General features: G+C 33.5%; 26 protein-coding genes. 18 read left to right on the plus strand and 8 right to left on the minus strand.

Going from position 1 to position 25752, the window contains the following annotated elements; translation table 11 throughout:
- Position 1 precedes the first annotated feature (1 nt).
- The gene (locus QXW15_RS02675; protein WP_342789921.1) at positions 2–1831 is read left to right on the plus strand and encodes a hypothetical protein; all 1830 of its coding nucleotides are present in this window, start codon (positions 2–4) and stop codon (positions 1829–1831) included.
- On the opposite strand, the gene hemB is transcribed toward QXW15_RS02675, so the two are convergent.
- Complete coding sequence (gene hemB / locus QXW15_RS02680) at positions 1761–2729, minus strand: porphobilinogen synthase (RefSeq protein WP_054964335.1); 969 nt, start codon at positions 2727–2729, stop codon at positions 1761–1763. The two genes, QXW15_RS02675 and hemB, sit on opposite strands and share 71 nt — an antisense overlap.
- A 609-nt stretch (positions 2730–3338) precedes the next feature.
- Here hemB and QXW15_RS02685 point away from each other — a divergent pair.
- The 5 genes from QXW15_RS02685 to QXW15_RS02705 are packed head-to-tail and all read left to right on the plus strand — an operon-like array spanning position 3339 to position 5054.
- Positions 3339–3917 carry a DNA-directed RNA polymerase gene (locus QXW15_RS02685; RefSeq protein ID WP_054964339.1) on the plus strand — a complete coding sequence of 193 codons (579 nt, stop codon included), beginning with the start codon at positions 3339–3341 and terminating at the stop codon, positions 3915–3917.
- Positions 3918–3925: 8 nt separating this feature from the next.
- The gene (spt4, locus tag QXW15_RS02690; protein WP_048100984.1) at positions 3926–4117 is read left to right on the plus strand and encodes a transcription elongation factor subunit Spt4; all 192 of its coding nucleotides are present in this window, start codon (positions 3926–3928) and stop codon (positions 4115–4117) included.
- On the plus strand, positions 4095–4592 hold the full coding sequence (locus tag QXW15_RS02695; protein ID WP_048100985.1) for a DUF359 domain-containing protein: 498 nt from the start codon (positions 4095–4097) through the stop codon (positions 4590–4592). The genes spt4 and QXW15_RS02695 overlap by 23 nt, the downstream gene beginning before the upstream one ends.
- A complete protein-coding gene (locus QXW15_RS02700) occupies positions 4585–4899 on the plus strand; it encodes a 30S ribosomal protein S24e (protein WP_048100986.1) in 315 nt (104 codons plus the stop codon). Before QXW15_RS02695 ends, QXW15_RS02700 begins: the two co-directional genes overlap by 8 nt.
- Positions 4899–5054 carry a 30S ribosomal protein S27ae gene (locus QXW15_RS02705; protein ID WP_048100987.1) on the plus strand — a complete coding sequence of 52 codons (156 nt, stop codon included), beginning with the start codon at positions 4899–4901 and terminating at the stop codon, positions 5052–5054. Before QXW15_RS02700 ends, QXW15_RS02705 begins: the two co-directional genes overlap by 1 nt.
- Before the next feature lie 13 nt (positions 5055–5067).
- Here the strand turns inward: QXW15_RS02705 and QXW15_RS02710 are convergent, their stop codons facing one another.
- A complete protein-coding gene (locus QXW15_RS02710; protein WP_054964336.1) occupies positions 5068–5367 on the minus strand; it encodes a DUF2175 family protein in 300 nt (99 codons plus the stop codon).
- Positions 5368–5460: 93 nt separating this feature from the next.
- Here QXW15_RS02710 and asnS point away from each other — a divergent pair, with 93 nt between their 5' ends.
- The 4 genes from asnS to QXW15_RS02730 all read left to right on the plus strand — a co-directional run bounded on the left by asnS (position 5461) and on the right by QXW15_RS02730 (position 9712).
- A complete protein-coding gene (asnS, locus tag QXW15_RS02715) occupies positions 5461–6753 on the plus strand; it encodes an asparagine--tRNA ligase (protein ID WP_054964337.1) in 1293 nt (430 codons plus the stop codon).
- A complete protein-coding gene (hemE, locus tag QXW15_RS02720; protein ID WP_048100990.1) occupies positions 6750–7763 on the plus strand; it encodes a uroporphyrinogen decarboxylase in 1014 nt (337 codons plus the stop codon). Before asnS ends, hemE begins: the two co-directional genes overlap by 4 nt.
- Positions 7764–7812: 49 nt before the next feature.
- The gene (locus QXW15_RS02725; RefSeq protein WP_048100991.1) at positions 7813–8682 is read left to right on the plus strand and encodes a ferrochelatase; all 870 of its coding nucleotides are present in this window, start codon (positions 7813–7815) and stop codon (positions 8680–8682) included.
- A gap of 118 nt (positions 8683–8800) precedes the next feature.
- Positions 8801–9712, plus strand: a complete 912-nt coding sequence (locus QXW15_RS02730) for an EF-Tu/IF-2/RF-3 family GTPase (protein WP_309221639.1) — start codon at positions 8801–8803, stop codon at positions 9710–9712.
- Here the strand turns inward: QXW15_RS02730 and purD are convergent.
- Positions 9678–10982 carry a phosphoribosylamine--glycine ligase gene (purD, locus tag QXW15_RS02735; protein WP_048100992.1) on the minus strand — a complete coding sequence of 435 codons (1305 nt, stop codon included), beginning with the start codon at positions 10980–10982 and terminating at the stop codon, positions 9678–9680. The two genes, QXW15_RS02730 and purD, sit on opposite strands and share 35 nt — an antisense overlap.
- Positions 10979–11458: an SMC-Scp complex subunit ScpB gene (locus QXW15_RS02740; RefSeq protein WP_054963838.1), complete on the minus strand. Its 480-nt coding sequence runs from the start codon at positions 11456–11458 to the stop codon at positions 10979–10981. The genes purD and QXW15_RS02740 overlap by 4 nt, the downstream gene beginning before the upstream one ends.
- Before the next feature lie 118 nt (positions 11459–11576).
- Between QXW15_RS02740 and QXW15_RS02745 the strand changes: the two genes are divergently transcribed.
- The 3 genes from QXW15_RS02745 to QXW15_RS02755 all read left to right on the plus strand — a co-directional run bounded on the left by QXW15_RS02745 (position 11577) and on the right by QXW15_RS02755 (position 13929).
- Positions 11577–12932 (plus strand): cytosine permease, encoded by a 1356-nt coding sequence (locus tag QXW15_RS02745; RefSeq protein WP_287950550.1) that lies wholly within the window; start codon positions 11577–11579, stop codon positions 12930–12932.
- On the plus strand, positions 12922–13356 hold the full coding sequence (locus QXW15_RS02750; protein WP_054964298.1) for a dCTP deaminase domain-containing protein: 435 nt from the start codon (positions 12922–12924) through the stop codon (positions 13354–13356). The genes QXW15_RS02745 and QXW15_RS02750 overlap by 11 nt, the downstream gene beginning before the upstream one ends.
- A 213-nt stretch (positions 13357–13569) precedes the next feature.
- Positions 13570–13929: a hypothetical protein gene (locus tag QXW15_RS02755; RefSeq protein ID WP_048101342.1), complete on the plus strand. Its 360-nt coding sequence runs from the start codon at positions 13570–13572 to the stop codon at positions 13927–13929.
- A gap of 42 nt (positions 13930–13971) precedes the next feature.
- Here QXW15_RS02755 and pdxS read toward each other — a convergent pair whose 3' ends face one another.
- Positions 13972–14970 (minus strand): pyridoxal 5'-phosphate synthase lyase subunit PdxS, encoded by a 999-nt coding sequence (pdxS, locus tag QXW15_RS02760; RefSeq protein ID WP_048100996.1) that lies wholly within the window; start codon positions 14968–14970, stop codon positions 13972–13974.
- Positions 14971–15103: 133 nt separating this feature from the next.
- Between pdxS and QXW15_RS02765 the strand changes: the two genes are divergently transcribed.
- From QXW15_RS02765 to rimI, 4 genes are read left to right on the plus strand one after another with little or no spacing between them, the layout of a single operon-like run.
- The gene (locus QXW15_RS02765) at positions 15104–17770 is read left to right on the plus strand and encodes an ATP-dependent DNA helicase (protein ID WP_055040918.1); all 2667 of its coding nucleotides are present in this window, start codon (positions 15104–15106) and stop codon (positions 17768–17770) included.
- 53 nt (positions 17771–17823) lie between these two features.
- Complete coding sequence (locus QXW15_RS02770) at positions 17824–18804, plus strand: sulfite exporter TauE/SafE family protein (RefSeq protein WP_054963882.1); 981 nt, start codon at positions 17824–17826, stop codon at positions 18802–18804.
- Between the two features lies 1 nt (position 18805).
- Entirely contained in the window at positions 18806–19207 is a 402-nt protein-coding gene (locus QXW15_RS02775; protein ID WP_048100999.1) for a DUF1634 domain-containing protein, read from the plus strand.
- A gap of 41 nt (positions 19208–19248) precedes the next feature.
- Positions 19249–19707, plus strand: a complete 459-nt coding sequence (gene rimI / locus QXW15_RS02780; protein ID WP_048101000.1) for a ribosomal protein S18-alanine N-acetyltransferase — start codon at positions 19249–19251, stop codon at positions 19705–19707.
- Between the two features lie 28 nt (positions 19708–19735).
- Here rimI and QXW15_RS02785 read toward each other — a convergent pair whose 3' ends face one another.
- A complete protein-coding gene (locus QXW15_RS02785) occupies positions 19736–20950 on the minus strand; it encodes a methionine adenosyltransferase (protein WP_156150271.1) in 1215 nt (404 codons plus the stop codon).
- A 131-nt stretch (positions 20951–21081) separates the two neighbouring features.
- On the opposite strand from QXW15_RS02785, the gene purH reads away from it, so the two are divergent.
- Positions 21082–22584 carry a bifunctional phosphoribosylaminoimidazolecarboxamide formyltransferase/IMP cyclohydrolase gene (purH, locus tag QXW15_RS02790; protein ID WP_048101001.1) on the plus strand — a complete coding sequence of 501 codons (1503 nt, stop codon included), beginning with the start codon at positions 21082–21084 and terminating at the stop codon, positions 22582–22584.
- On the opposite strand, the gene QXW15_RS02795 is transcribed toward purH, so the two are convergent.
- Positions 22581–23438 carry a presenilin family intramembrane aspartyl protease PSH gene (locus tag QXW15_RS02795; protein ID WP_231563392.1) on the minus strand — a complete coding sequence of 286 codons (858 nt, stop codon included), beginning with the start codon at positions 23436–23438 and terminating at the stop codon, positions 22581–22583. The genes purH and QXW15_RS02795 overlap by 4 nt on opposite strands.
- Positions 23419–25677, minus strand: coding sequence for a DNA topoisomerase I (locus tag QXW15_RS02800; RefSeq protein ID WP_048101002.1), 2259 nt, complete (start codon positions 25675–25677; stop codon positions 23419–23421). The genes QXW15_RS02795 and QXW15_RS02800 overlap by 20 nt, the downstream gene beginning before the upstream one ends.
- Positions 25678–25752: the final 75 nt, after the last annotated feature.

Consider the following 25752-nt stretch of genomic DNA (forward strand, 5'->3'; position numbering starts at 1 on the left):
TATGGATGACAGAATTAAAAGAATAACACTTAATTACGGGTCTGCCCTTTCAATAATTGCCACATCCATAATTTTTGGGGTCTTTGGTTATCTTGATATTTATGCCATAATTGCAGAATTCCTTATTATGATTTTATCATTTATTTTCTTATTTTTTTCAAATATTAATGCCAGATCAAATATAATTGATAGGTTAATTTATGTATATATATTCATGGGAATGCTAATACTTATCCTGCTTGCTGTGGCATTCATAAAGGCGCCATATTCCCACATCCTGTTTATAATAATCCTTGCAGTTTTTGCCTTTATTGCATATAAATATTATAAAGGAAAAATTAGTCTTGACTTTCTTGAAAATAGGAATTTAAATTTTAAGGCAATATATATAATTTTATCATTGATTGTATTGATAATTATTTTTTCACTCCATTTTTATTTGCATTTTATACAGCAGGATGAGTATTATATAGATGTTTATTCGGCAATACAGTTTATGTCTGGCAGGGACCCTTATATACCTTATGTAACAGCCTCTGTTTTCAGTCATTTTAACATGATAAATTATCAGCTTTTTTCAACACCAACAATGAATGGGAGTTTTGTTACCTTAATGGGATACCCGGCACTTTCGTTTTTGGTATATGTTCCATACGTTTTAATAGGGAAATATAACAATTTTATTATATCTATATTAATTATTATACCCTTTTTTTTAATATATAAAACATATGGCAATAAAAAAATTGCACTGTACGCCCTTTTTGGGTTATTAATAAATATTTTTGTACTTTATTATGGAATAGTGGGTTTAATTGGACTGTTATGGGCCGTACTATTAATGACATCATATTTTTTCAGGAAGAATTACCGATTGTCTGGAATATTCTATGGTCTATCCCTTTCAGCGAAACAGTTTCCTGCCCTAGTTTTTCCATACATTATTTATATGATTTATAAAACCCACGGACCTAAAAAAACATTTTACTGGCTAATATATGGCGCAGGAATCTTTTTCTTAATAAATGGTTATTTTATCATTAAATCACCATACATTTATTTTAAAGATATCCTATCAAGTGAAACACTTAAAATTTATGGCATTGGTGAGGGCATCTCACAGATATCATTCTTAAATTATGCTTATGTACCTTCTAATGTATTCACGGGAATAATGGTTATAATTTTTTTGGTTACCATAATAGTTTACATAAAATATTATGATATATTAAAATATGAATTATTTGCATTTCCTGCCATATTTTTCCTTTTTAATTATCGTGTTCTTCCAGGATATTTTATATTCTGGACCATGATATCGCTTATAACTATTGCCAATATTAATAAAAACGACTTAAAAAAAGAGATAAATACAAAAAAAATCAAAAAATTTGTTTATTATATTATTATTTTTTCCCTTGTAATTATAATTGTTCTGGGATTTATAAACATAAATCATGAGGACCCTGTAACGTTTGAAAGCATATCGCCAACATATAACCATGGGAAATTAACAGGATTTAATATTACAGTAAAATATTCTGGAGACAAAAGGCTATATTTTAGAGGCATAGCAAATGAATCAATTAGCAATGGCATTTTATTTAATTCTCAAGAAATATATTCCAATGGTGATTATAAAATATATAAAATAACATTAATAAAAAATGAAATAATTTATAATAATTCTGCACTTGAATTAATTGCATACAATGGAACAGTTCTCGGTTCAAATGTATATAAAATACAAAATGGTGAAATTAGTGTTTACCATGGGATTTTATATAATCCTCCGCGAAATAGGATATCACTAAGTCAGACCCAGCTCTAAAGAAGGCTGTTAAAACCTCATCAACAATATTTTCACCCAGGTATCCTGATTTAACAGCATTTTTTATCATTGTATACTCACCGCTAACACTGTATGTCGCCATTGGCATGTTGAACAGTCTCTTTGCCCTGCTGATTATATCAAGATATGCCAGTGCTGGTTTTACCATGACTATGTCTGCACCTTCCTTTATATCAAGTTCTATTTCACGTAAAGCCTCATCACCATTATGATAATCCATCTGATATGATTTTCTGTCCCCAAACTGTGGGGCTGACTCCGCAGCGTCCCTGAACGGTCCGTAAAATCCAGATGCAAATTTTGAGCTGTAAGCCATTATTAATTTATCTGTGTATCCATTTTTATCCAGAACCTCACGTATGGCCTTGACCTGGCCATCCATCATTCCACTTGGGGCTATGATATCTACACCAGCATCGGCATAGCTTAAAGCCTCCTTCTGATAAATTTCAAGTGTTTTATCATTATTAACATAGCCATTTTCTATTATTCCACAGTGACCAGTTGATGTATACTCGCAAAGGCATAAATCAGCTATAACATTAAGATCTGTATTTTGCTTTGCGGTTCTAATTGCCTTCTGAATTATGCCATTGGAATCATATGAGGATGAACCTGTTTCATCCTTGTGTGCCGGAATTCCAAAAAGAATTATACTTTTAACACCAATCTCCTCAAGGTATTTTATATAATTTTCATAGGCGCTTAAAGAATATCTGTATATATCCGGCATTGATGGTATTTCCTTTTTATCTTTTTCCGTCTCATCAACAAAAACAGGCATAATTAATTTTTCAGGCCTTATCTCTGATTCTTTAAATAATGATCTTATATTACTATCTTTTCTGTATCTTCTCATTCTTATTATAGGATACATAACTATGAAATCACTTATGAATTATTAACGTTTTTTGATTTATCCCATTGATTATGCAAATGGAGGGTAAAATAGTTATGAAGGATAGAAAATGGGAGGTATTAAAATAAACTTATTGCAAAGATTATTGTAATATTGAAGATATATAGGGTATCATACAGGTCGTCTAAATACCTCTTCAATAACCATAAAGAGTTCATGGAATTATTGAATATTACAGATATACCAGATTTTAGAACATTACCATATAAATTCAGCAATAATAGATATGATAAATCCCGTTAATTATGAGAACAATGATAATATAATAAGGCTTATAATAAATGCATTCTTAATATTGTATTTATCAAAAACGTAGCCACCAACAAAGCTAAATATTGTAATTCCAAGTGCATATGAAAAGTTGATATCCCAGCATAAAAATAATTTATATTTACAATTTTTAATATAAACCATGATCCAAAAAAGAAAAGGGCATCATCAAATAATCTGAATATTATTTAATAGATATGCATAATGAAAATATTTCATCCTTCAAAATTAGGGGTAAATTATGTTAAAGATTTTATTATAGGAAAAGTTTATAACTTTTTATATAATCCGATAAAAATGTATATTTCACTTGAAGATAGTTATGTAGTAAGGGTTCCACCAGAGTTGCTTAATGAAAATTATGATCAGGCTGTACTGGATGCTGCAAGGTCAGTTCTTGAGGGAAAAATAATTGATATAGAAAATAAAGATAATGTCAGTATTGGTAAAACCTATATTATTTCGCTGGAAAACATCAAAAGAATAGGAGACGGCTCCATAGTCCATGGTGATGGTGGCGTTTATCAAACAATACAGTATACAGCCCTTGCATATTATCCAAAAATGCAGGAAATAGTTGATGGTGTTGTTAAATCAATTCAAAAATTTGGAGCCTTTATTAAATTTGGTCCGTTCGAGGGGCTACTTCACATTAGCCAGATCATGGATGACTCAATAAATGTAGACCTTGATAACCAGATATTATCAGGAAAGGATACAAAGTTTTTATTAAAAGCAGGTGACAAAATAAGGGTAAAAATTGTTTCCTTAAATTTAAGTTCATCATCCCTATCAGACAGCAAAATAGGGTTAACAGCCAAACAACCCGGGCTGGGTAAGGAGGACTGGATAAAAAATGATAACCTCAAAAATTAGGTGATAAAATGAAAAAGGTATATAAGGCATGTAGAATATGTAAGAGATTAACGCTTGACGATGTTTGCCCCGTACACGGTGATGAGAAAACAAGGGAGGACTGGTTTGGTTTTCTTATAATCAACGATACCAATTCGATAATAGCCAAAAAGGCCGATATTAAAGAACCGGGTATATATGCGATTAAAGTTAGATCATGATATTGTCCTTACACCGGAAATTATAGATCATATCAAGAATTTTAAACACAATATTGCAAGCCCTGATGATATCATAAAACTCTCAAAAGAATATAAAATAATAGCAGTCGGGGACGTTACAACAGAAAATTTAAAAAACCATGGTGTAAACATTTTCCTGCAGGTTGTAGACCTCATAACAAAGCGTAATGAGGGTAAATTTCAGCACATTGAAGGTTCCATAGCGGTGAAAAATCCTGCAGGGACAATAAGCCTTGATCTGATTAACGCCATAAAAACTGCACTGACTGAAAATAAACCATCAAGAATAGAGGTGTCCGGTGAGGAGGACCTTGCCGTTATACCAATAATATTTTATGCAGATTTAAATACAGTAATAGTATACGGTATTCCTGATATTGGCATGGCGTATATAAAAGTAAATAAGGCAATAAGAGATGATGTAGAAAAATTATTGGGTGATGTAAATGTCTGAAAGTTCGGTTAAAAACTTTAATGTTGAAAGTGAGAAGGATAATAAGCTACTGCATAGGAAGGAGATAAGATATACAATGACCTTTAGCTCCGGAATAACCCCCAGCAGGGATTATATAAGGGATCTTCTGGCCAATTATTATAAGGTTAATAAGGAGCTCATCATAGTTGATAAAAATAAGCAGGAGACAGGTAAGGATGAATTAAAGGGTTATGCCAAGATATATGATAAAAAGGAGAATGCAATGCTTTATGAGCCAGACTATGAGCTTATAAGGAATAAATTAAAGGAGAAAGTGGTGAAATGATGGAAAAAAGAGAATTATATGCAGTTGAAAATAATAAGGTTGTTAGAAAAAGAAGATTCTGTCCAAGATGTGGCCCCGGAGTTTTTCTGGCAGAGCATAAGGATAGATATACATGTGGAAAATGTGGTTATACCGAATTCAAAAATAAAAAATAATTTTTAAAAAATTTTAAAGATTATAAATAAGGTTTGTTGTTTCCCCGCTTTCCTTTTCTATTGCTGTTATTCTCTTTCTTACAAGCTCCTGTGATTCCTTGTCATCTGTGCGCAGGCTTAATAACTGTATAAGGTATGTTAGCTCGTAATCAAGAATAAGGCTTAATGTCCTTAGATATTCTAACCTGCCTTCATCCAGTGATTTCCTCTTATTTGAGATAAAACAGTCCAGATGCACTGAACCCTCCTTTGTGAAGGTAAATTTCTCCCCTGTTTTAATGGTTTTATTGCACAAGTAGCAGTTATACTCCATAAAATCCTAATAATAATTCAGATGTTAAATTTATCGTTGCCATTTACACTAATTTTATAAAAAATATTTATCTAAAGATATAATAGGGTAGCAATGGAAAAAATACATGACATATTATCGGATAAATTCATAAATTCTGAGGTAGAAATCAGGGGATGGGTATACAGAATCAGAAGTTCTGGAAAGATTACATTTATTATACTTCGTGATTCTTCCGGGATTATCCAGTGTGTTGCCAGCTCAGATAATTTAAATGAGGATCAGATGAGGGAGCTTTCCTCAATGACCGTTGAAAGCAGCATGGAGGTTTCAGGAACAGTAAGAAAGGATGATAGGGCCATTACGGGATATGAGCTTGCAATTAAATCATACAAAATTTATGAGAGAAATGAAAATTTTCCAATAACAAAGGATCTTGGAGAGGAATTTTTACTTGATAACAGGCATCTGTGGATAAGAAGCAGGGAGTTTACATCTGTTTTAAAAATAAGATCCACAGTATTTAAGGCATTTGCAGATTTTTTTTATAACAACAGTTATTATCAGGTTCAGGCTCCAATGTTTGTATCCACAGCCACTGAAGGTGGATCAACATTATTTACAGTTGATTATTTTGGTGAAAAGGTTAATTTAACACAGAGTTCACAATTTTACCTTGAAACATTGATATACAGCCTTGAGAAGGTGTTTACAATAGCCCCCAGCTTCAGGGCTGAAAAGTCAAGGACAAGGAGGCATCTTGCAGAATACTGGCATGCAGAGGGCGAGGCCGCATGGTACAGCAATGAGGACATGATGAAAGATGAGGAAAAATTAATAGAATATATTGTAAATGAGGTAATAAAAAACAATTCTGAGGACTTAAACATAATTGGCCGGGATATAAATGTTCTAAAAAAGATTAGGGCACCGTTTGAGAGAATAAAATACCGTGATTTAATAGAAATGGCAAACAAGAAATTTGGAATGGATCTTAAATATGGGGATGATCTTGGTGCCGATGAGGAATACAATATTATGATACATTTTGACAGACCAATATTTGTGACAAATTATCCAGAGGAATTAAAAACATTTTACCATAAACCCGATCCAGAAAATCCCGGAGAAATACTATGCCATGATATGCTGGCTCCAGAGGGTTATGGGGAGGTCATTGGTGGTGGGGAGAGAATTTATGACCTAAATGAGCTTCTTGATAGACTTAAGAAGAATAACCTGAATCCTGAGGATTATTACTGGTATGTTGATCTAAGAAAATATGGCAGCATACCGCACAGTGGCTTTGGTCTTGGCCTTGACAGACTCGTTACCTGGATATGCGGGCTTAAAAATATCAGGGATTCCATACCATATCCAAGGACAGTAAGAAGGGTAAAACCATGAATGATTTTTTATCCATGGTTAGGTACCATGAATCAGAAAAAATACCGGTTTGGTTCATGCGGCAGGCTGGAAGATACATGAAATCATATAATGAAATTAAAAAAAACCTTTCCATAAGGGACATATGCATGGATCCTGATATTACCGAAAGAATTACATATTCACCGGTTGATCTGCTTGGAGTTGATGCTGCAATTATCTTTGCTGACATAATACTCCCACTTGAGGCCATGAATTATGATATTGACTTTTCAAATACCGGGCCGGTTATATATAATGGCTATCAAAAAAACAGGGATTTAAAAAATATAATAGAATTTGATGAAAAAAATTTAAAATACAAAACGGCTGATGCAATAAAATTATTCAAGGAAAGGCACAAGGATGTGCCATTAATCGGTTTTTCAGGCGGTATAATAACCGTTCTCTCATATGTTCTCTCAGGGTCATCTGACAATAATTTAACATATACAAAAAGTGTAATATTACGGGATAAAAAATTCAGACTTTATAAAGAATTAATTAAGGATATGATTATAAAATATTTAAAAATGCAAATAAATGCTGGAGTTGATGCAGTACAGATTTTTGATTCCTGGCTTGGCTCACTTTCTCCATATATTTTTGAAAAAAATTTAAAAAGTGATATTTTTGATATTATCAATGAGATAAAATCAAATATACCTATTATATATTTTGCCACAGGAAATTCAGGTATGATTGGTGAATTTAATGATATAAATCCTGATTTCTTAAGCGTTGACTGGCGGATAAAAATCAATGATGCCAGAGTCATGCTTAGAAATACAATAGGAATACAGGGAAATCTGGATCCATATGTTGTTCAATATGATGAAAATGCAGCCATCGAGGAGACAAATTACATATTAAATAGCATGAAAAGCCATGACAATTATATATTTAATCTTGGCCATGGTGTATTACCAGATACCCAGGAAAGCACATTAAAAAGAATTGTTTCATTTGTGCATGATTATAAAAATAAATAATAAAATTTTTTTTAATAAAATTATAAATTAAAAATATGTATACACTAATATGTACAAGGTTATATTATTAAGCTATGGTAGCCCTGAAAGAATTGAGGATGTACCTGAATACCTGAGCGGGATTTTCAACGGAAAAAAGGTGCCTGAAAATATTTTAAATGAAAATATTGAAAAATACAGAATGGTTAATGGAAAATCTCCATCAAATGAAATAATAAAAAATATTATGGATAAGCTATCAAGGCTTTTAAACAAATACGGTGATTTTGAGGTTACGGATGCATACAAGCACTGGAAACCAGGAATTGAGGAAACCGTTGAATCATTGAATAATGAATATGAATCTGTAATAGCATTGCCATTATTTGCGTTTAAATCTAATAATGTTAGTAAATCATATGAGATACCGTTCAAAAAGGCAATACTGCCAAAAAATGTTGATTATAAGTTCATAAACGGGCTTGATGATGAAATGTTCACATATGCATGGATAAAAAACATTTCTAAATACATTTATGATTATGATTCCTTTCTTTTTACCGCACACAGCCTTCCATTAATAGATGACGAAACAGATTATATAAATTCCTTACACAAATATGCTGATAAAATTTCAAAAATTCTTGGAATAAAATCTTATTATACAGCATTTTACAGCCAGGGGCCCTATGGAAAATGGATTGAGCCATCTATTTACTCTCTAATTGATAAATTCAGGGCGGATGGCATTAAAAATATTGCTGTTGTGCCACTTGGATTTTTATATGAACACCTAGAAATTTTATATGATCTTGATGTAAAATATAAGGAATTCCTTGCAGAAAATGGTATAGAATACGTAAGGGCCAAAACCCCATCATGCTCTGATGAATTAATTATTTTATTAAAAAATGTAATTTTAAAAAATTTGGAGAAATAAATGTTATTTTTTAAAGACGTTGTTAAAAATTTTTAATAATAAAATTGTAAATTTTATATTTTATAACGCCGGTATTAATTAATTAAAAAAATTTAAGTTACTTGATTTATTATACTGGATGGTTATGCCAATGGAATCATTAAATATATTTACTTACAATGCACAGGAATACATACGGGAGATTGCCAAGGCTGGAACAAACAGCGATATTACATTATACCATAGAAAGGACGGAGACAGGATATTTACATTTATAGAGCCCTCAAAGTATCCTGATAAGCTTTCATCCTTAACAGATTCAATATTTCCGGCGGATATTGCCGTTATTTCAGGAAAAAATCTTGACAAACATTTTGGTGAGGTGATCGTTGCCCTTGATTTGATGGGCAAGAAAAATGGATTTATAATATCGGATGAGGATAAAAAGGATATAATAAAAAAAATTATTTCAAATACAAATTTAAGAAATTATAATATATTTACTGGCAGACCAATGGAACTTGTGGATCAATTATCCGATGTTATTCCTGAAAGAAAATTAAACGGAAATTATACATTAATAGATCATTTTTTTAAGGTGAGGGGGGTTGGCACTGTTGCCCTTGGATTTGTTCTTTCAGGCGAAATTAAAAAACATGATAAATTAATAATTTCGGATATTGATAAGGAAATAGAGATAAAATCCATACAGATGAATGATGTTGATGTTGAATCAGCCAGCACCGGGTCAAGGGTTGGGCTGGCACTTAAAAACATTGAACCAGAATCCATGTCCCGTGGCATGCTGCTATCGGATAAACCGTTTGAGTATAAAACTGAAATATCAGGAAATATAAATATACACAGTTCCGTGAAAAACAGGCCTGAAAACAGCTATGAGGCATTCGTTTCAGATATGATGAGATACCAGCGCGGGCGTGTTGAAAATAATAAGATAATTCTTGATAAAAAAATACCTGTAATAAAAAATAATATTGTGTTAAGCAATAATAATATTATCCCCAGGGTTTTTGCAACCCTGAATTTTTAATTTTATTTTCAATCATTTCCCTTGTTCCTATGTCATGCCTTATATAATAACTTCCAGTTATGTACTTTAAATGTTCCTCAACTATGTCTGAGGCCTCATATATTGAGTCTGAAATCCCTGTAAGTGCAAGTGCCCTTGAATGTCCAGTTTTGACAGTTTGCATTGTTCCTGAAACAGAGGCATAGTACAGTTTAAAATTTTCAGATTCGAGATTCGTTCCAATCTTTAATTCTGATTCAACAGGATTTATTCCATATCCTGGTGGTACAATATACTTTAATACTGTTGCCTTTTTTTCAAATTTAATATTATTTTTAAGAGTTTCGCTGTAAATATCCAGAAATATGTCCACAATGTTTGATCTTAATAATGTTAAAACGTTAATACCCTCAGGGTCTGCAAACCTTGAGTTTATTTCAATAACCTTTATACCATGATTGGTGGACATGAACTGGCCGTAGATTACCCCCTTAAATGGATTTCCCTCCTCTCTTAGGGCATATATTATTTTCTTTAATATTCCCTCGGCAATTTCCCTATCTCCAGCCCTCAGGAATGGCAGTGAGAAATTTGAATCTGTAATTGAACCCATTCCACCGGTATTTGGTCCAGTGTCACCCTCATAGAGCCTTTTATAATCCTGTGCGATGGGCATAAATACAAGATGCTTTCCATCTGTAAAGGCCTGTAGTGAGAACTCCTCCCCGCTTTCCTTTTTTTCTATTAAGACCTTCCCATCCCTATTAAGTATGTATCTCGCATAATCCAGAGCCTCATCCTTTCCTGAAAGCTGAAGGCCCATAACCTTAACGCCCTTTCCACCTGTAAGACCTATTGGTTTAACAGCATATTCACCGTTATTTTCATTAAAAAATTTTTTCAGTGAATCCTCATCATCAAATACATAATTCTCTATATTACCCTCTATTTTATATTTCTCCATTATGTATCTCATGTATTCCTTTGATGTTTCAATTCTGGCGGCCTTTCTTGATGGTGACGCTGTCGGTATGTGATTTTCAAGCAGGTAATCATTAAGGTCTGTATTTAATATATCATCAGGGCTTATGAATGCTATATCTATATTATTCTCCCTGGCGAAATTCAGTACGAATTCATTTGCATTATCACCGTATTTAATATATTTGTGGGACATTTTTATAATTGATGGGTTCTCATTTAATATCACACTGTATAATGTATCCTTTTCATTAATTTTCCTTGCAATGGCATCCTCCCTTCCACCACTGCCAACAAGCAGAATGTTCATTTTTCAACCTCTTTTTTCAAAGTTCTCTTGTTGATATTGAATTTAGTGTAAAAATTTTTTGTTACATTATACCTGTGTGTGTTTCTATATCTTTTTGCTGATATCATGCCAGATTTTTTTAAAGATTCAACCGCCTCAAGGTAATTATATCCAAACTGTTCCCTTAAATCACCGGAGATTGCATTTGGATGCTTAAATATATATGAGAGCATTGCCAGTTCCTTATCATTGAATTCCTTCTCAATAAATGGTGATACTATATCAGAAAATTCATCAGAAAGCTTTATTTTATATTTATTTCCAAATCTCCCCACTGTGAGTGAACTGTTTATCTCTTTATAACCTGTTTCTATTACCTTAATGGCCTTTAAAACCTCATTATTGTCAATGTTCAAATAATCGCCTATATCAGAAACTTTTAGTGGCTCCTTGCTTGAATATAATATTGCCTCAATTTTTCTAACAGTATCATCCATAAAAAACTATATGCATAATATAATTTTATTTTTATCCATATAATTATCTGATTGATTTTATCATTATTTTAATTTATTTATTAAAAAACTATATATATTATCAATATATTCATGCAATATGAGAGAACATCTGTTCGGTAACAATGTTCAAAAGAATTATCAAAATAATACTGATTTTATTGATTCACCAGCCAAAAAAATGCATAAACAATCAGAATTGTTTTTCCTTTGGTTTGCATCAAATTTAACCATAGGGGATTTTGCTGTTGGCTTTATTCCGGTAATTTTGGGGCTTAACCTGTATTTATCACTGCTTGCATTCTTAATTGGCAATCTCCTGGGATCCGCAATGGTTGGCATAGTGTCATTAAGCGGTCCAAAAACTGGATTGCCACAGATGGTTCTGGGCTTCCGCGCCTTTGGTCTTAAATTTGGAAAGGCCATGTCAGTACTTCAATACATTAATACACTTGGGTGGCTTACAGTAAATATTGTACTGGCATCTTTTGCATTTTCTCTTGCTTTTCATCTTGGTAATTATATTGTATCAATAATAATTCTAGCAATAATTATTTTTGTTATATCATTTTCAGGAAGAAAAACCATATCATATTTTGAAAGATCAATGTCCGCCGTTCTTGGTTTAATATTTATTTTTATAATAGTATCCGGCATTTATCATTCATCTTCAATATTAAATTACGCCTCAGTATCATATCCCAGCGGAATAGCCTTTGGAATTACGCTGGCCACCTCGTTTTCATACATAATGTCATGGGCACCGTATGCCTCAGATTATTCAAGATTCAACGAGGATGGTCATGGAATCTTTTATTATACATTCCTTGGTGGATTTATAGCATCCATATGGTCAGAAATAGCCGGAATGATTGTCGCCATAATCTCATTAAACCCCTCAGGAAATCCTGCAACGGACCTGAGCTCAGTATTACAACCATATGGAATCATAGGTCTGTTTGCAATATTTCTGGGTGGTATAGCAGCAGATGCCATTAATTTATATTCAAATTCCATTTCTCTTTTGACGGCAGGTATAAAAATCACAAGAAAACAGGCCTCAGTTCTTGGCATTATAATAGCCGGAATTTTATCCCTAATAACATATGCACGGTTTTATTCATTTTATGAGGATTTTCTTTTTATACTCGATTACTGGATAACACCATGGATAGGTATAATGATTTCAGATTTCTTTATTGTAAATAAATTAAAAAAATTCAGAACTGATATAATACCAGGTTTTAATTATGCCGGTATCATGTCTTACCTCACCGGTCTTTTAGTATCCATACCATTTATGGATCCTGGGGTTGTATATGAGGGAATTATATCAAAATTATATCTTGGAGGTGTTGATGTAAGTTATTATGTATCATTTACGGTTGCCCTGCTTATGTACCCTGTAATAACAAAAATAATTAATAAACGTTATATAAGCAATAATGCTAAATGACAGGGAAATACTGGAATATGTTAAGAATGGCAAGCTTATATCTGAGAACTTTAAGGAGGCCTCGCTTACACCCAACGGCTACGATTTAAGGGTAGGCAACATCATACCTGGTGAGGACATAGAAAGTAAAACATTATTCTTTATTTCATCGTTGGAGGTTATTAACATGCCAGATAATATTACTGCATCATTATATATAAAATCACGGTATGCCAGAAAGGGAATATTTGGGTCCTTTGGTTTCGTTGATGCAGGTTTCCATGGAAACTTAACAATGTCCTTTATTAATTATGGAGACAAAATTACAATAAAAAAATATGATCCGGTGGTGCAAATTGTCTTTTTTACAATTAAGGAGCCTGAAAAAAATTATGAAAAGCGTTCCGGGAATTTTCAGAATAGCCATGGGATAAGGTTGGAATGACATCCTTTATAAATGTATTATAAAATATTTTAATTACAACCATTTCCGTGGGGGCTCATTTAGATTTCATGGTTATTGATTTCCAGAAAATAAATTTGGTTAATACATAACATATGCCTGATTCCTAATATAAAATAGATAATTTTTCATAAATATGAATTAAAAATAATGAAAAATCTTTAATTTATTAAAATTATTATGATTATGATAATTATGTCAGAAATACTGGAAATTGCAAAAATGGATCCTGAAAAAAGAAAGGATGAAATGCTGAAGCTTTTAGGTGAGATTTTAAAACAGGATGACAACACCAAGGTCAGCACAATGAAAAATCTTATAATGGAAATGTCCAAGGCTGACGATAAAACATATATTGGTTTATGCACAACAAATATGACAATTGCCTCATCATTGCCTGACAACCAGTTAAGTGCCTTTGTTTCATTAAGAATGAGGGCAAATTCAGAACTTCCTGACGATATTAAATCTAGGGATATGAAAATGATTCAGGAAACCCTAAATGAACTTCCGGCAGATGTTAAACAGAGAATGATGAAATTTATGGGAAATTAAAAAAAATTTAATATAAAATATAATAATTTTTTTAACAATTGTTTACCAGCCGCGATCCTGAAGTTTTTCTATATTCTCTATTTCAAGGCCGGCCATACCCTCAAGTCCAGAGGAAACGTCAGAAATTAGCTTGTAATCCTCAAAGTTTTCTGTTGCATCAACAATTGCCTGGGCCATCTTCTCAGGATTCCTCGATTTAAATATTCCGCTGCCAACAAAAACACCATCCATGCCCATTTTCATCATCAGCGCAGCATCGGAGGGTGTTGCAACACCTCCAGCGGCAAAATTAACAACCGGAAGCCTGCCCATTTTTTTAATGTCCTTTAATACCTTAAATATTGAATCTATTATTGTCTTGGCATCCATTCCATAATAAACATCATTAAGTGGCAGTTTTTTTGAATCACCAAAGAGCTCCATGGATGTCTGTTCTCTCAGTGATGTATAGCTTTTTGATATGGATTCTGCAACATTGTATAATTCATCATTTGTTAAATCCTTCAGTATTTTTATTCCATCATTTACTGTTCTTATGTGCCTCATTGCCTCTATTATATTTCCGGTACCTGCCTCACCCTTTGTCCTTATCATTGCTGCGCCCTCAAATATTCTCCTTACAGCCTCTGGAAATGTCCTTGCACCGCATACCACAGGAACCTTGTAAAGCTTTTTGTTTATATGATAAAATGGATCAGCAGGTGTTAATACCTCACTTTCATCAAGCATATCAACACCAAGATTTTCAAGCACATATGCCTCAGTTATGTGCCCTATTCTAACCTTGGCCATGACAGGTATTGATACTGCATTTATTATTTCCTTAATTTTTAGTGGGTCTGCCATTCTTGCCACGCCACCCTCCTTTCTTATATCTGCTGGAACCCTTTCCAGCGCCATTACTGCCACTGCCCCGGACTTTTCGGCTATCTTTGCCTGCTCGGCCGTGGTAACATCCATGATAACGCCACCCTTGGTCATTTTGGCAAATCCACGCTTAAGCAACTCATCACCAAATTTTAATTTGGATAATTCAACCATGGTTAATATATAATTAATTGATATTTACGTATTTTTAATATTGCTATATTTATATAAATTTTATTATAATATAAGTAAATGTACAAAAATAAGAACATGAAACTATTATTAATTAAAACAATATTATCTTGCCATGAACACTCTGGTCATCGCCAATCCGGGCACAGGTAAAACCACAAACATATCAATGGAGGTTGCAAAATTATTAAAAAACGGCATTTCGGCTAAGGATATCCTGTGCATAACGTTTACAAACAAGGCCGTTGAACAGCTCCGTTCTAAAATTAATGAGTTTATTTCTAAATTTAACATCCCGGGAAATGCATACGATATTAAGGTCATGACATTTCATGGATATGCATATGAACAGCTAAGTGAAAGTCTAAACCATAGGGATATAATATCTTACAATGTGGTAAGATACCTCATATTTAAAAAATTAAATGAAATTAGGGCATTTAATTATTCACGTGAATATATTATTGATACGTTAATACCAAAGATAGAAAACGCATTAAGATACATAAAAAGCTTTGGTATACTTCCAGAAGATATTATTAAAAATCATGATGATATAATAATCCATGTAAAGAATCTATACAAACAAAAAAGGATAAGAAACATATCAATGGAAGAGGAATTATATCTGTTTGAATATTTTATAGAGGCTTTCAAATACTATGAGGAAAATAAAAATAATTATGATTTTAATGATCTTTTAATGCAGTGTTTGAAACTTCAATACAGGGATAATTATAAATATATTTTTGTTGACGAGCTTCAGGATGTAAATGAGCTTGAGGCCCAGCTTGCACTTTCAGCAGGTGAAAATAAATACTTTGTTGGAGATAAAAAACAATCCATATTTGGTTTTCAGGGAGGTGCACTTTCAGTTTTTGAATCCCTAATTAAAGATCCCAATTTTACAAAAAAATCCCTTGATATAAATTACAGAAGCACTGAAAATATATTAAAATATGCTAAAGCGTATTACATCAAAAATGCCAGTGACAGTTCAGAGGAGCTAAACAATTTTCATGGTATAATGGAACAGGGAAATATTGTTACTATTATAGAATCAGAAAACCCAGAGGCCACTGTTGCAATGGCACTAAAGGGTTTAAAGGGAAAAACAGGTGTACTTGCCAGAACAAATGATCAGATATCCTTAATATCAGAATATTTGGACAGAAACGGAATAGAATACTCAAGTGACACAACAACGCATACCGTAATTGAGGCTAAAAATGATATAATAAACTTTTTGAGGGGAATTTTTTACGATGACCCCGAAAATATAACAAGGTCTCTATTTTCAGTATTTTCTGGGATGACATTAAAGGAGGCATTTGAAACTTCCGAAAATATAAAAAATGCAAATTATACACTGGATATATTTAGTGATGATAATCCTGTTCTTGGGCTTAAAAAAATGGGATTTAACAGGGAAACCATTAAAAAAATATTTGAGGAACGAATAATACCAATAGCAGCATCAATAAATCGCGAATATTTTATTACAGCAAGAACTGTTAAGGCCGCAATAGATGAATTTTTCTCCATGAACAGTGATTATACAAGGTCTGACTTTTTTAATTTTCTTGACCTGATTTATTCAGAGGAATTTATGGAGGCCGGAGAAAAAGATATTGTTTTAACAACCGTACATAAGGCAAAGGGGAGAGAATTTGATAATGTAATTTACATCCCAAAAAAAACCAGAAAATCCGAGGCGTTTATAGATGTTATAAGCTCGGCAATAATAAAATCAATAAAAAATATAGATGTGGAAAAGGAACTTGATGAGGAGAGCATTAGAATAAATTTCGTTGCAATAACCCGGGCAAAATATAATTTAACCATTATAAGCACGCCCGGGGAGATGCCAAATTTTTCCATACCTGAATATTCAACTGTTTTAAGCGGTAATACTGACGGTTTAAATAATAATTCATTTAATAAATACAATGAGGCCTATTTTCAGTTTGTTGCCGGTAACTATGATAGATCAAGGAATATACTTAGTGAAAATACATCATGGCTTGTATCAGAAATATATAATTTTTTTAAATCAAAAAATGTCCTATCATTTTCATTAATAAGCTCAATTGATAATCCATTCCAGTTTTTAAAACGCTATATATTAAGATTGGATGAAAAAACAACAGCATTGTTAATAGGGCTCCAATCCCATGAGCTTGCGGAACTAAACTATAAAAATGAAATAGAGGAGGAAAATCTTGAGGAGGATCAGGCCAGCACACTGGAAAGAATAAGATCAATAAACAATGAAATAGAAAGAAATTTTAATGCAAGGCAGATAGAATCGGAGACAGGCATAATAATAAAGGTTAATGAAATGTTTGATGAATTCAAGGGCATAGATGATTCAATAATGTTTTATGGAAAACTTGATGCCGTTTTTGCAGGTGATGGAAATATTATAATACTGGATTACAAAACAGATAAGAACACGGGCAATGCAAATCACCACCGCGTTCAGCTATTATCATATAAAATTCTTTATTCTGTTAAAAACAGCGTCCCTGTGGAAAAAATATTCACAGCCCTCGGATATATAAGGCTCCGTGGAAATATCAACACAAATAAAATAGAACATGGCATAGTGTACAAGGAACCGGACAAAAATAGCGAGGAAAAACTAAAAAATTATATTACTAAATTCCTTGAATACAAAAATAATCCTGAAAAATTCATACAGGATTTGTTGAATGCCAATGACAACAGCGTATTATATAAAAGGATTAAAAACATGCTCATCAATTTTTCAAAAATGTGAAATATTTATTCTTCTAAAGTAAATAATATATATTGTCTAGCAATATATAAAAAATGTCATTGATATTTATACTCATAAAATTCATATCAATATTAGTTGGCTCAATTTTTGCTGGTTTTATAGGGTCACTAACAGGCCTTGGCGGTGGCACTGTCCTTGTTCCAATACTCACATTATTTTATGGAATACCATTTATTTTTGCAGCCGGTGCAAGCCTTATATCAACAATTGCAACATCTGCAGGTTCAGCAAGCGCATACACAAGAAAGAAAATTGCAAATATTAAGATTGGAATTGGTCTGGAAATAGCAACAACAACAGGTGCAATTGTCGGCTCATTGACACTTGTATTTATAGACAGGCATGCGCTTATATGGGTTGTTTATGTCATCTTTGGTCTTGTACTTTTATTCTCGTTAATACCGACCATAAGAAAGATAGGTGCCGAGGTTCCACCCGAAATGCCTCCAGACTGGACCACAAGAGTTTTCCAGCTTACCGGTCAGTACTATGATGAGCATTTGAAACAGACTGTAAAATATAAGGGTGTAAGATGGTGGCTTGGTGAGATCGTAATGTTCTTTGCAGGTTTTGTTTCAGGGCTTCTCGGCATAGGTTCAGGTGCATTAAAGGTTCTAGGAATGGACTGGGCCATGAACCTGCCAATGAAGGTTACAACCACATCAAGTAATTTTATGATAGGTATAACGGCTGCAACAGGTAGCTCAATATACTGGTATGAGGGTTATATTAACGTTTTTATAGCAGCCGCAACAGCCATAGGGGTTCTCATAGGTGCGTTTTTTGGTGCCAAGGTTCTTGTAAGAATATCAAATCAGAATATAAGATGGGTATTTTTTGCAATATTATCATTTTTGGGTTTTGATATGGTTTTTAAGGGCCTTCATATAATAAATTTTATAATTACGTTCTCACTGACAATACAGTTCTTTATATCCATAGCAATATCAATAATTATGATATCTGCGCTTTACATACATACAAGAAGAAAGGAATGGAAGGAGGTGAAATAAAATGAAAAATCATGATGATGAAATAATTATTAGTTATTTTCTGCGTGCCGGTGTAATTATAAGTGTATCATTTATTGTACTTGGCGTAATATTAATGTTTGTAAAGAATGGTGGTGATGGATTTACACTGTCACAGCTATCATCATATAACTATGCATTGAATCATGGAATTGATTCCAAGTCACTTCCCCTTGGCCTGATACCTGAGGGATTAAGATCCCTGGATGGTCTTTACTTTATAACAGTTGGGCTCTGGGTGCTAATATTTACACCAATAACAGTGGTTTTTATAGGCTGGATTTCCTTCCTTGAGGATAAAAATTACAGGTATGTTTTAATGGCCTCAATTGTGTTATTTAACCTGTTCTTTGCAATGCTTGTTGTTCCCAGATTTATTGGATAAATAACAAAATTATAATATTTTATTATTATATTATATATTGAATGGCAATAAATAACTCATTTTTTGGTTATACGCGCCGCTTTGAACCAAAGGATACAGACAGGGTTATGCAGATAATCCGTGAATCACTTTCAGAGTATTATACAAAATCCCTTATAATTGACCTTTATAATGCATGGCCTGAGGCATTTCTTGTCTATGATAATTTAAATGATATAACCGGGTTCATTATTGGGTCAAAGTATTCCGGTACTGAGGGTCGCGTACTTTTATTTGCCGTTGATAAAAATTACAGAAACAGTGGTATAGGTTTTAAACTTTTAAACGACCTTACAAAGGTCATGATTGGCTTCGGTCTGTCAACAATTAGGCTCGAGGTTAGAACAGACAATGAAAATGCAATCAGGTTCTATAAAAAGAATGGTTTTTCAATTATATCAACATTAAAGAATTATTATTCTGATCTTTCAGATGCATATTTAATGTGGAAAATTTTATAAAAATTAATTTTAAAAATTATTAATAAATTTAGAATACATCAACCTTGCCATCAACGAACATGTTTGTAAGGTCAGATATATGTGCAAGCTTGTCATCGGCTATTGCCCTTATGTTGTTTTTATGTTTGGAATGGTCCACATTGTCCTCATATATAACCTGTATTCCGGCAACATGGGGCTCATCAACGGGCCTGCCAATCTGTGATACTATCCTCACAAGAACCTCCTTGATATCGCCACCCTCCTCCTCAACAATCTTGTTTGCAATTATGTTTGATAGCACATTATAAAGCTTTCCAACATGTGTAACCGGGTTCTTTCCCGCAGCAGCCTCCATACTCATGGGCCTGTACGGTGTGATAAGCCCTGTTACCCTGTTGCCTCTTCCAACAGAGCCGTCATCGCCGTTTTCCATTGAGAGGCCAGTAACTGTAAGATAATAAACCTTATCCTCCTTTATATCCCCGGTATTAACAAATACCTTAATATCATTGTCCGTGTATTTTATGGCATTGTCCATAATTTTGTTTGTTAATTCTTCCTTTATTGAATAATATTCTGTTGGGTCCTTCACATACTTATCAACGTATGCTGCTGCCACTGTAAGGTTTATGGTTTTGTTTTTCCTGAACCCCATAACCTTTATATCATAACCTATCTGTGGAAGTGTTTTCTTTAATTCACCGTTTATGTAATTTTCTGTTAATTTTACAATTTTTTCTGTATCTGTAAATGGTGCGAATCCCACACCGAATGATGTGTCATTTGCCTTGAATTTTCTTGTGTCATATAAACCCCTTAAATCTATAGATCCATTTCCTATTCTGGAGTCTATCATAACATCAGCATCTATATCAAGATCCGGAAAATGATCCCTTAAATAATCCTTTGCTGATTTTATTGCAATTGATTTTACAGGAACCCTTTCATCACCAACGGTTGATGTGGCCCTCCCACTTAATAATATATATGTTGGTTCAAGTACATTGCCACCACCAAATTTTGGATCAGCCTGCCCGCCGACAACCTCCACCTGATCGGTGTTATGATGCAAAATTCTGCCATAGTTCTTAATATAATACTTGCTCAGTGCCCGGCTTACTGATTCGGCAATCCCATCCGCAACGCTGTCAGGATGGCCAATACCCTTTCTCTCTACAATTTCAACCTCCCTGCTTGCAGTTGGGCTCTGTTTTATCTGTTCAACCTGTATGTTTCTCTCCACTTTTAACTGTGATTCCATGGTGAATTGATTGGTAAATGTTCTTAAATCTTTTGCATAAACGGTTATTAAATTACTCTTTACTTATTAATATTACTATCAGTAATACGCACGTATCAATACATTTTTATTATAACTTTTTATATCCTATTATGAAAGCCCTTATAAGTGTTTATAATAAATCCGGCCTGCTTGATTTTTTGAAATTTATGGGTAATAATATTGAGTTAATATATGCAACTGATGGCACATTCAAATATCTGTCAGATAATGGCATTAAGGCATTTCCAACATCTGAACTAACAGGATTTGGGGATATTTTAGACGGTCGTGTGAAAACACTTCACCCTGCAATATTTTCCGGGCTTTTATCAAAAAGGGATTTAAAAAGCAATAACGAGCTTAAAAAATATAATTATCCAGATTTTGATATTTTAATTTCAAATCTGTATCCATTCAGTGAGGCGGCAAAAACTGGGGATTTGGCTAAAATGATTGAAAATATTGACATAGGTGGTGTATCATTAATCAGGGCTGCCGCAAAGAACTATAAAAACGTTGTTGTGATTTCTGATCCTGATGATTACCAGTATGTAGAGGATGAATTCAATGTGAACAAGGAGATATCAATGAAGGCACGTGAGTACCTTGCATTAAGGGCGTTTTCCCGTGCTGCAGTTTATGATATAAATATTTATAATAACCTGTACCAGCGTCTCAATGGTGAGGAACCAGATGAATTATTTATACACGCCTATGATGGTGTCAAATTGCGTTATGGTGAAAACCCCGATCAGAAGGGATTTATGTACCGCACAGAAAAAAAATTGGGAATACCAAATGCCGTACAGTTAAATGGCAAGGAATTATCATACAATAACATACTGGATGCCAATGCCGCGCTGGAAACAGTTCAGGATTTTGATGAACCAACATCAGTTATAGTGAAGCACAGGACACCATCCGGTGTGGCCTCTGATGCCTCATTGAGTGCGGCCTTTAATAAATCATATAATGCAGACCCTGAATCAGCCTATGGTTTTGTTGTTGCTGTAAATAGAAAGCTGGATATTGAAACAGCCAGGGAAATGGAGCATAAGTTTATAGAGGTTTTAATAGCCCCAGATTATGATGGTGATGCCCTTTCACTTTTAAAAAAGAAAAAGAATTTAAGGATACTAAGGGCAAATATGGAAAGGGATAATTCATATGCCATTTCATCTGTTTCCGGTGGCGTACTGGTTCAGACAAGGCTAAATCCCAATTTTGAATCCATGGATCTTAAAACAGAATATCAGGCATCTGAGGAACAGATAAACGATTTAAAATTTGCGTGGAAGATAGTTGCACATACAAAAAGCAATGCAATGGTTCTGGTCAAAAATAAAGTTTCAACAGGAATTGGAGCCGGCCAAACATCAAGAATAGAGGCATTAAAGATTGCAATAGACCGTGCGGGAGATAATGCGTCCGGGTCTGTGATGGCATCTGATGCATTCATACCGTTTGATGACTCTGTAATAGAATGCCATAAGCATGGAATTACAGCAATAATAGAACCGGGTGGGTCCATAAGGGATGCAGATGTAATAAACCGTGCAAATGAATATAAGATGCCGCTATACTTTACCAATAAAAGAGTGTTTTTACATTAAATTATTGTTATTATTAATGCAATTAGATAACCTGCTATGGCACCGGAGTTTATTAATGGCAGCCCCGGGGCAGGCTTATTTTTATTTATATAAAAAAGAATTATCATGGCAGTTATTGAACCAAGCGTTGTTAGTATAAAATACAAATATATATGTGAGATATTACTTATACTGGCTGATATTACCAGTATTTCAGGTATTGCCATATCACCAAATCCAAGCATCATAACATTATTCTCACCGCGATTATCGAATGTAAGATCCCGGAGTTTCATGTTATAATTTTCAGGCAGTGTAAACATCAATGGAAATGAATTGTCAACTGCTGCCCTTGCCAGGGATACCATATGCTTTGTTTTGTAAACAGATATATAATCATAGACTGCAAAAACTATTAAAAGTGCTATTGCAATATACACTCTTAAAATATTGCCAAGGATGGCAGCAGAACCGCTTATCATTAATATACCGGCCGCATCTGTGATATACCATTCATTTTTAAATATAATTAAATACCCAAAGATACCGGTTATTAATATTATAATTAGATAATATTCAATAAAATTAACTGAAATTATATCGGCTATTATGCTTGATACCACGAATACCATGTATATTACCGCTGCCAGAAAAATGGCCCTTATGATATCAGCATGCTTCTTTACAAGCATCAGGATAATGGCTGTAAATACAATTAAAAATACAAGATAATAGAGGACAAAATAGATATTTACCGCTGATTTCTCACTTGCTATGCCTGGTATTTGATGTATATTTATTGCCAGATAAAGAGCCAGCAATGAAGATAAAACGAAAAAGAACACTGCCAGTAATTCACTCCTTAGCTTTTTCACCCTTATCCTTCCTGTTGTATTCACATTTTATATTTGGGCAGAACTTCCACCTTCTTTTACCGTTAATTAATAAAAGCAACGGTGCACCACAGTAAGGGCACACCTCACCGGTGCTGTTTATTATTCCCTTCTGCGGCAGCGGATATGTTACAGTGCATTTTGGATAATTTGAACACCCAAGAAACCGTTTTCCATATCTTGACTGCCTTATAATCAAATCACCGCCATCCGAGGGGCATTTTCCATAAGTATTTTTATTATAGGAACATTCTGGGTCAATGCACCTTATTTCAGGTGATTGCCCCCTCCTTATTATTTTTATTAATGGCAATCCACATACAGGGCATTTTTTATCTGTTAACTGTATTAATGGTGTTCCAGATATATTGAAGTTTATTTTGCATTCATCGTTGCTGCATTTTATTTTTTCAAAATTTCTGTATTTTATAACGGATATGTCACCATTATCAATGGGGCATTTTCCAATTACCTCACCCTTATTTGCATATTCTGTTATTGTTTCCTTAATGCTATCCCTGTTTGACCTGAAGTTTTTAAGCACCTCATGAAGCATTAATCTGGATTCATTAACAACATCAATTTCATTCTTTTTATTTTCGGCTATTTCATCCATTTCCTTTTCAAGTTTTGCAGTCATATCCGGTTTTGCAATATCAGAATCGATTGATGTTACTGATTTAATAAATCCTATGCCAAGCGGTGTTGGCCTTACAGGATTACCAGTGGCAAAATTTCTATCATTTAGTTTCTGTATTATATCATGCCTGGTGCTTTTGGTTCCAAGGTTTAATGACTCCATCATCTTTAAAAGTGATGCTATGTCATATCTTTTTGGGGGTTCTGTTTCCTTTTCCTCTAGGTTCCATTCCCTGCCACTTACAGATTCTCCAGATTTTAATTCTGGAAGCCTAATTTCATTCAATTTTCTAAATTTATAAATTTCATACCATCCCGGATCCAGTATTCTCTGGCCTGTTGCAACAAACATATGACCATTTATCTCTATCTCTGCCCTGGATGACTCTATCCTTGCATTTTTATAAAGCGTTGCGAGAAATCTGCGAACTATTAAATCATATACTGTTTTATATGCTCCATTCAAAGGCTTTTGCGGTAAATTAACAGGGTATATTGGAGGGTGGTCAGTTGTTTCAATTTTTCCCCTTGATGGAATAATCCTTTCCTGATTGATTACAAGTTTCGCCTCGTTTTCATAATCTGATTTAAGGAATTTTTCAGCTATGCTTTTTAATGGTATTGACCTTTGATACACTGTATTGTCAGTTCTTGGATAGCTTATTAATCCAGACATGTAAAGTTTTTCAGCCACCTTCATTGCATTTGAAGGTGTAATGCCAAGCCTTGATGCCTCTCTCAGAAATTCTGTTGTGCTGAATGGTACAGGCTTATAAACTTCCTTCTCCTCCCTATCATAGCTTTTTACCGTGCCATCCCTGTTATTTATGTCATTAAAAATTGATTCAGCCTCGGATTTATCCTTAATATCTTTTTCATATCTGGCCGTAAAATCTATTTTTTTGTTAAATTTTACAGAAATCTGATAATATTTTTCAGGTATAAAGTTCTGTATTTCCTCTTCCCTCTTGACAATAAGTGCAAGTGTTGGGGTCTGCACACGGCCCACAGAAATAAAATCCTTCCATAATCTGTTGCTTGTAACCGAAAAAAATCTGGTTAAAACTGCACCCCATAGAAGGTCTATTTCCTCCCTGGCCCTTGCCGAATCTGCAAGTCCATAATTAACGTCTATTAAATTTTTAAATGCATCCTTTATTTCCTGATTTGTGAGTGCACTGAACTTTGCACGCTTTACCTCTGTATAATTTTTAAGGAATTTTAAAGATTCAACACCTATTAACTCACCCTCACGATCATAATCAGTTGCAATAATGACTCTTTTTATATCATTAAATGATTGAAGTGCATCAGAGGCTTTTTTATTCTTAATATTATAAACAATCTCTGAATCTATAAGCTTATCAAGGTCTGATTTTATCCAGTCCTTAAAACTTTCGGGGAAATCAGATTCAACAATATGGCCGCTAAGTGCAACCATTATATTTTTTTCACCATTATCATCAAATTCAATATAGCTTATATTCTTTGACTTTTTCTGGTGCATGTTTTTTTCTGAAAGTATATATGCTATCCTCCTGCCTGCATCAGCCTTTTCTGCTATAATTAGATTAATCGACATTTATTTCAGGATATTATAATACCATGTTACATAAAGATTATTGAATAAATGATTAAATTTAATTTTAACATTTTT

Origin of the sequence: Acidiplasma sp. (genome assembly GCF_038728925.1) — an archaeon.
In the GTDB taxonomy this organism is placed as follows: Archaea; Thermoplasmatota; Thermoplasmata; order Thermoplasmatales; family Thermoplasmataceae; genus Acidiplasma; species Acidiplasma aeolicum.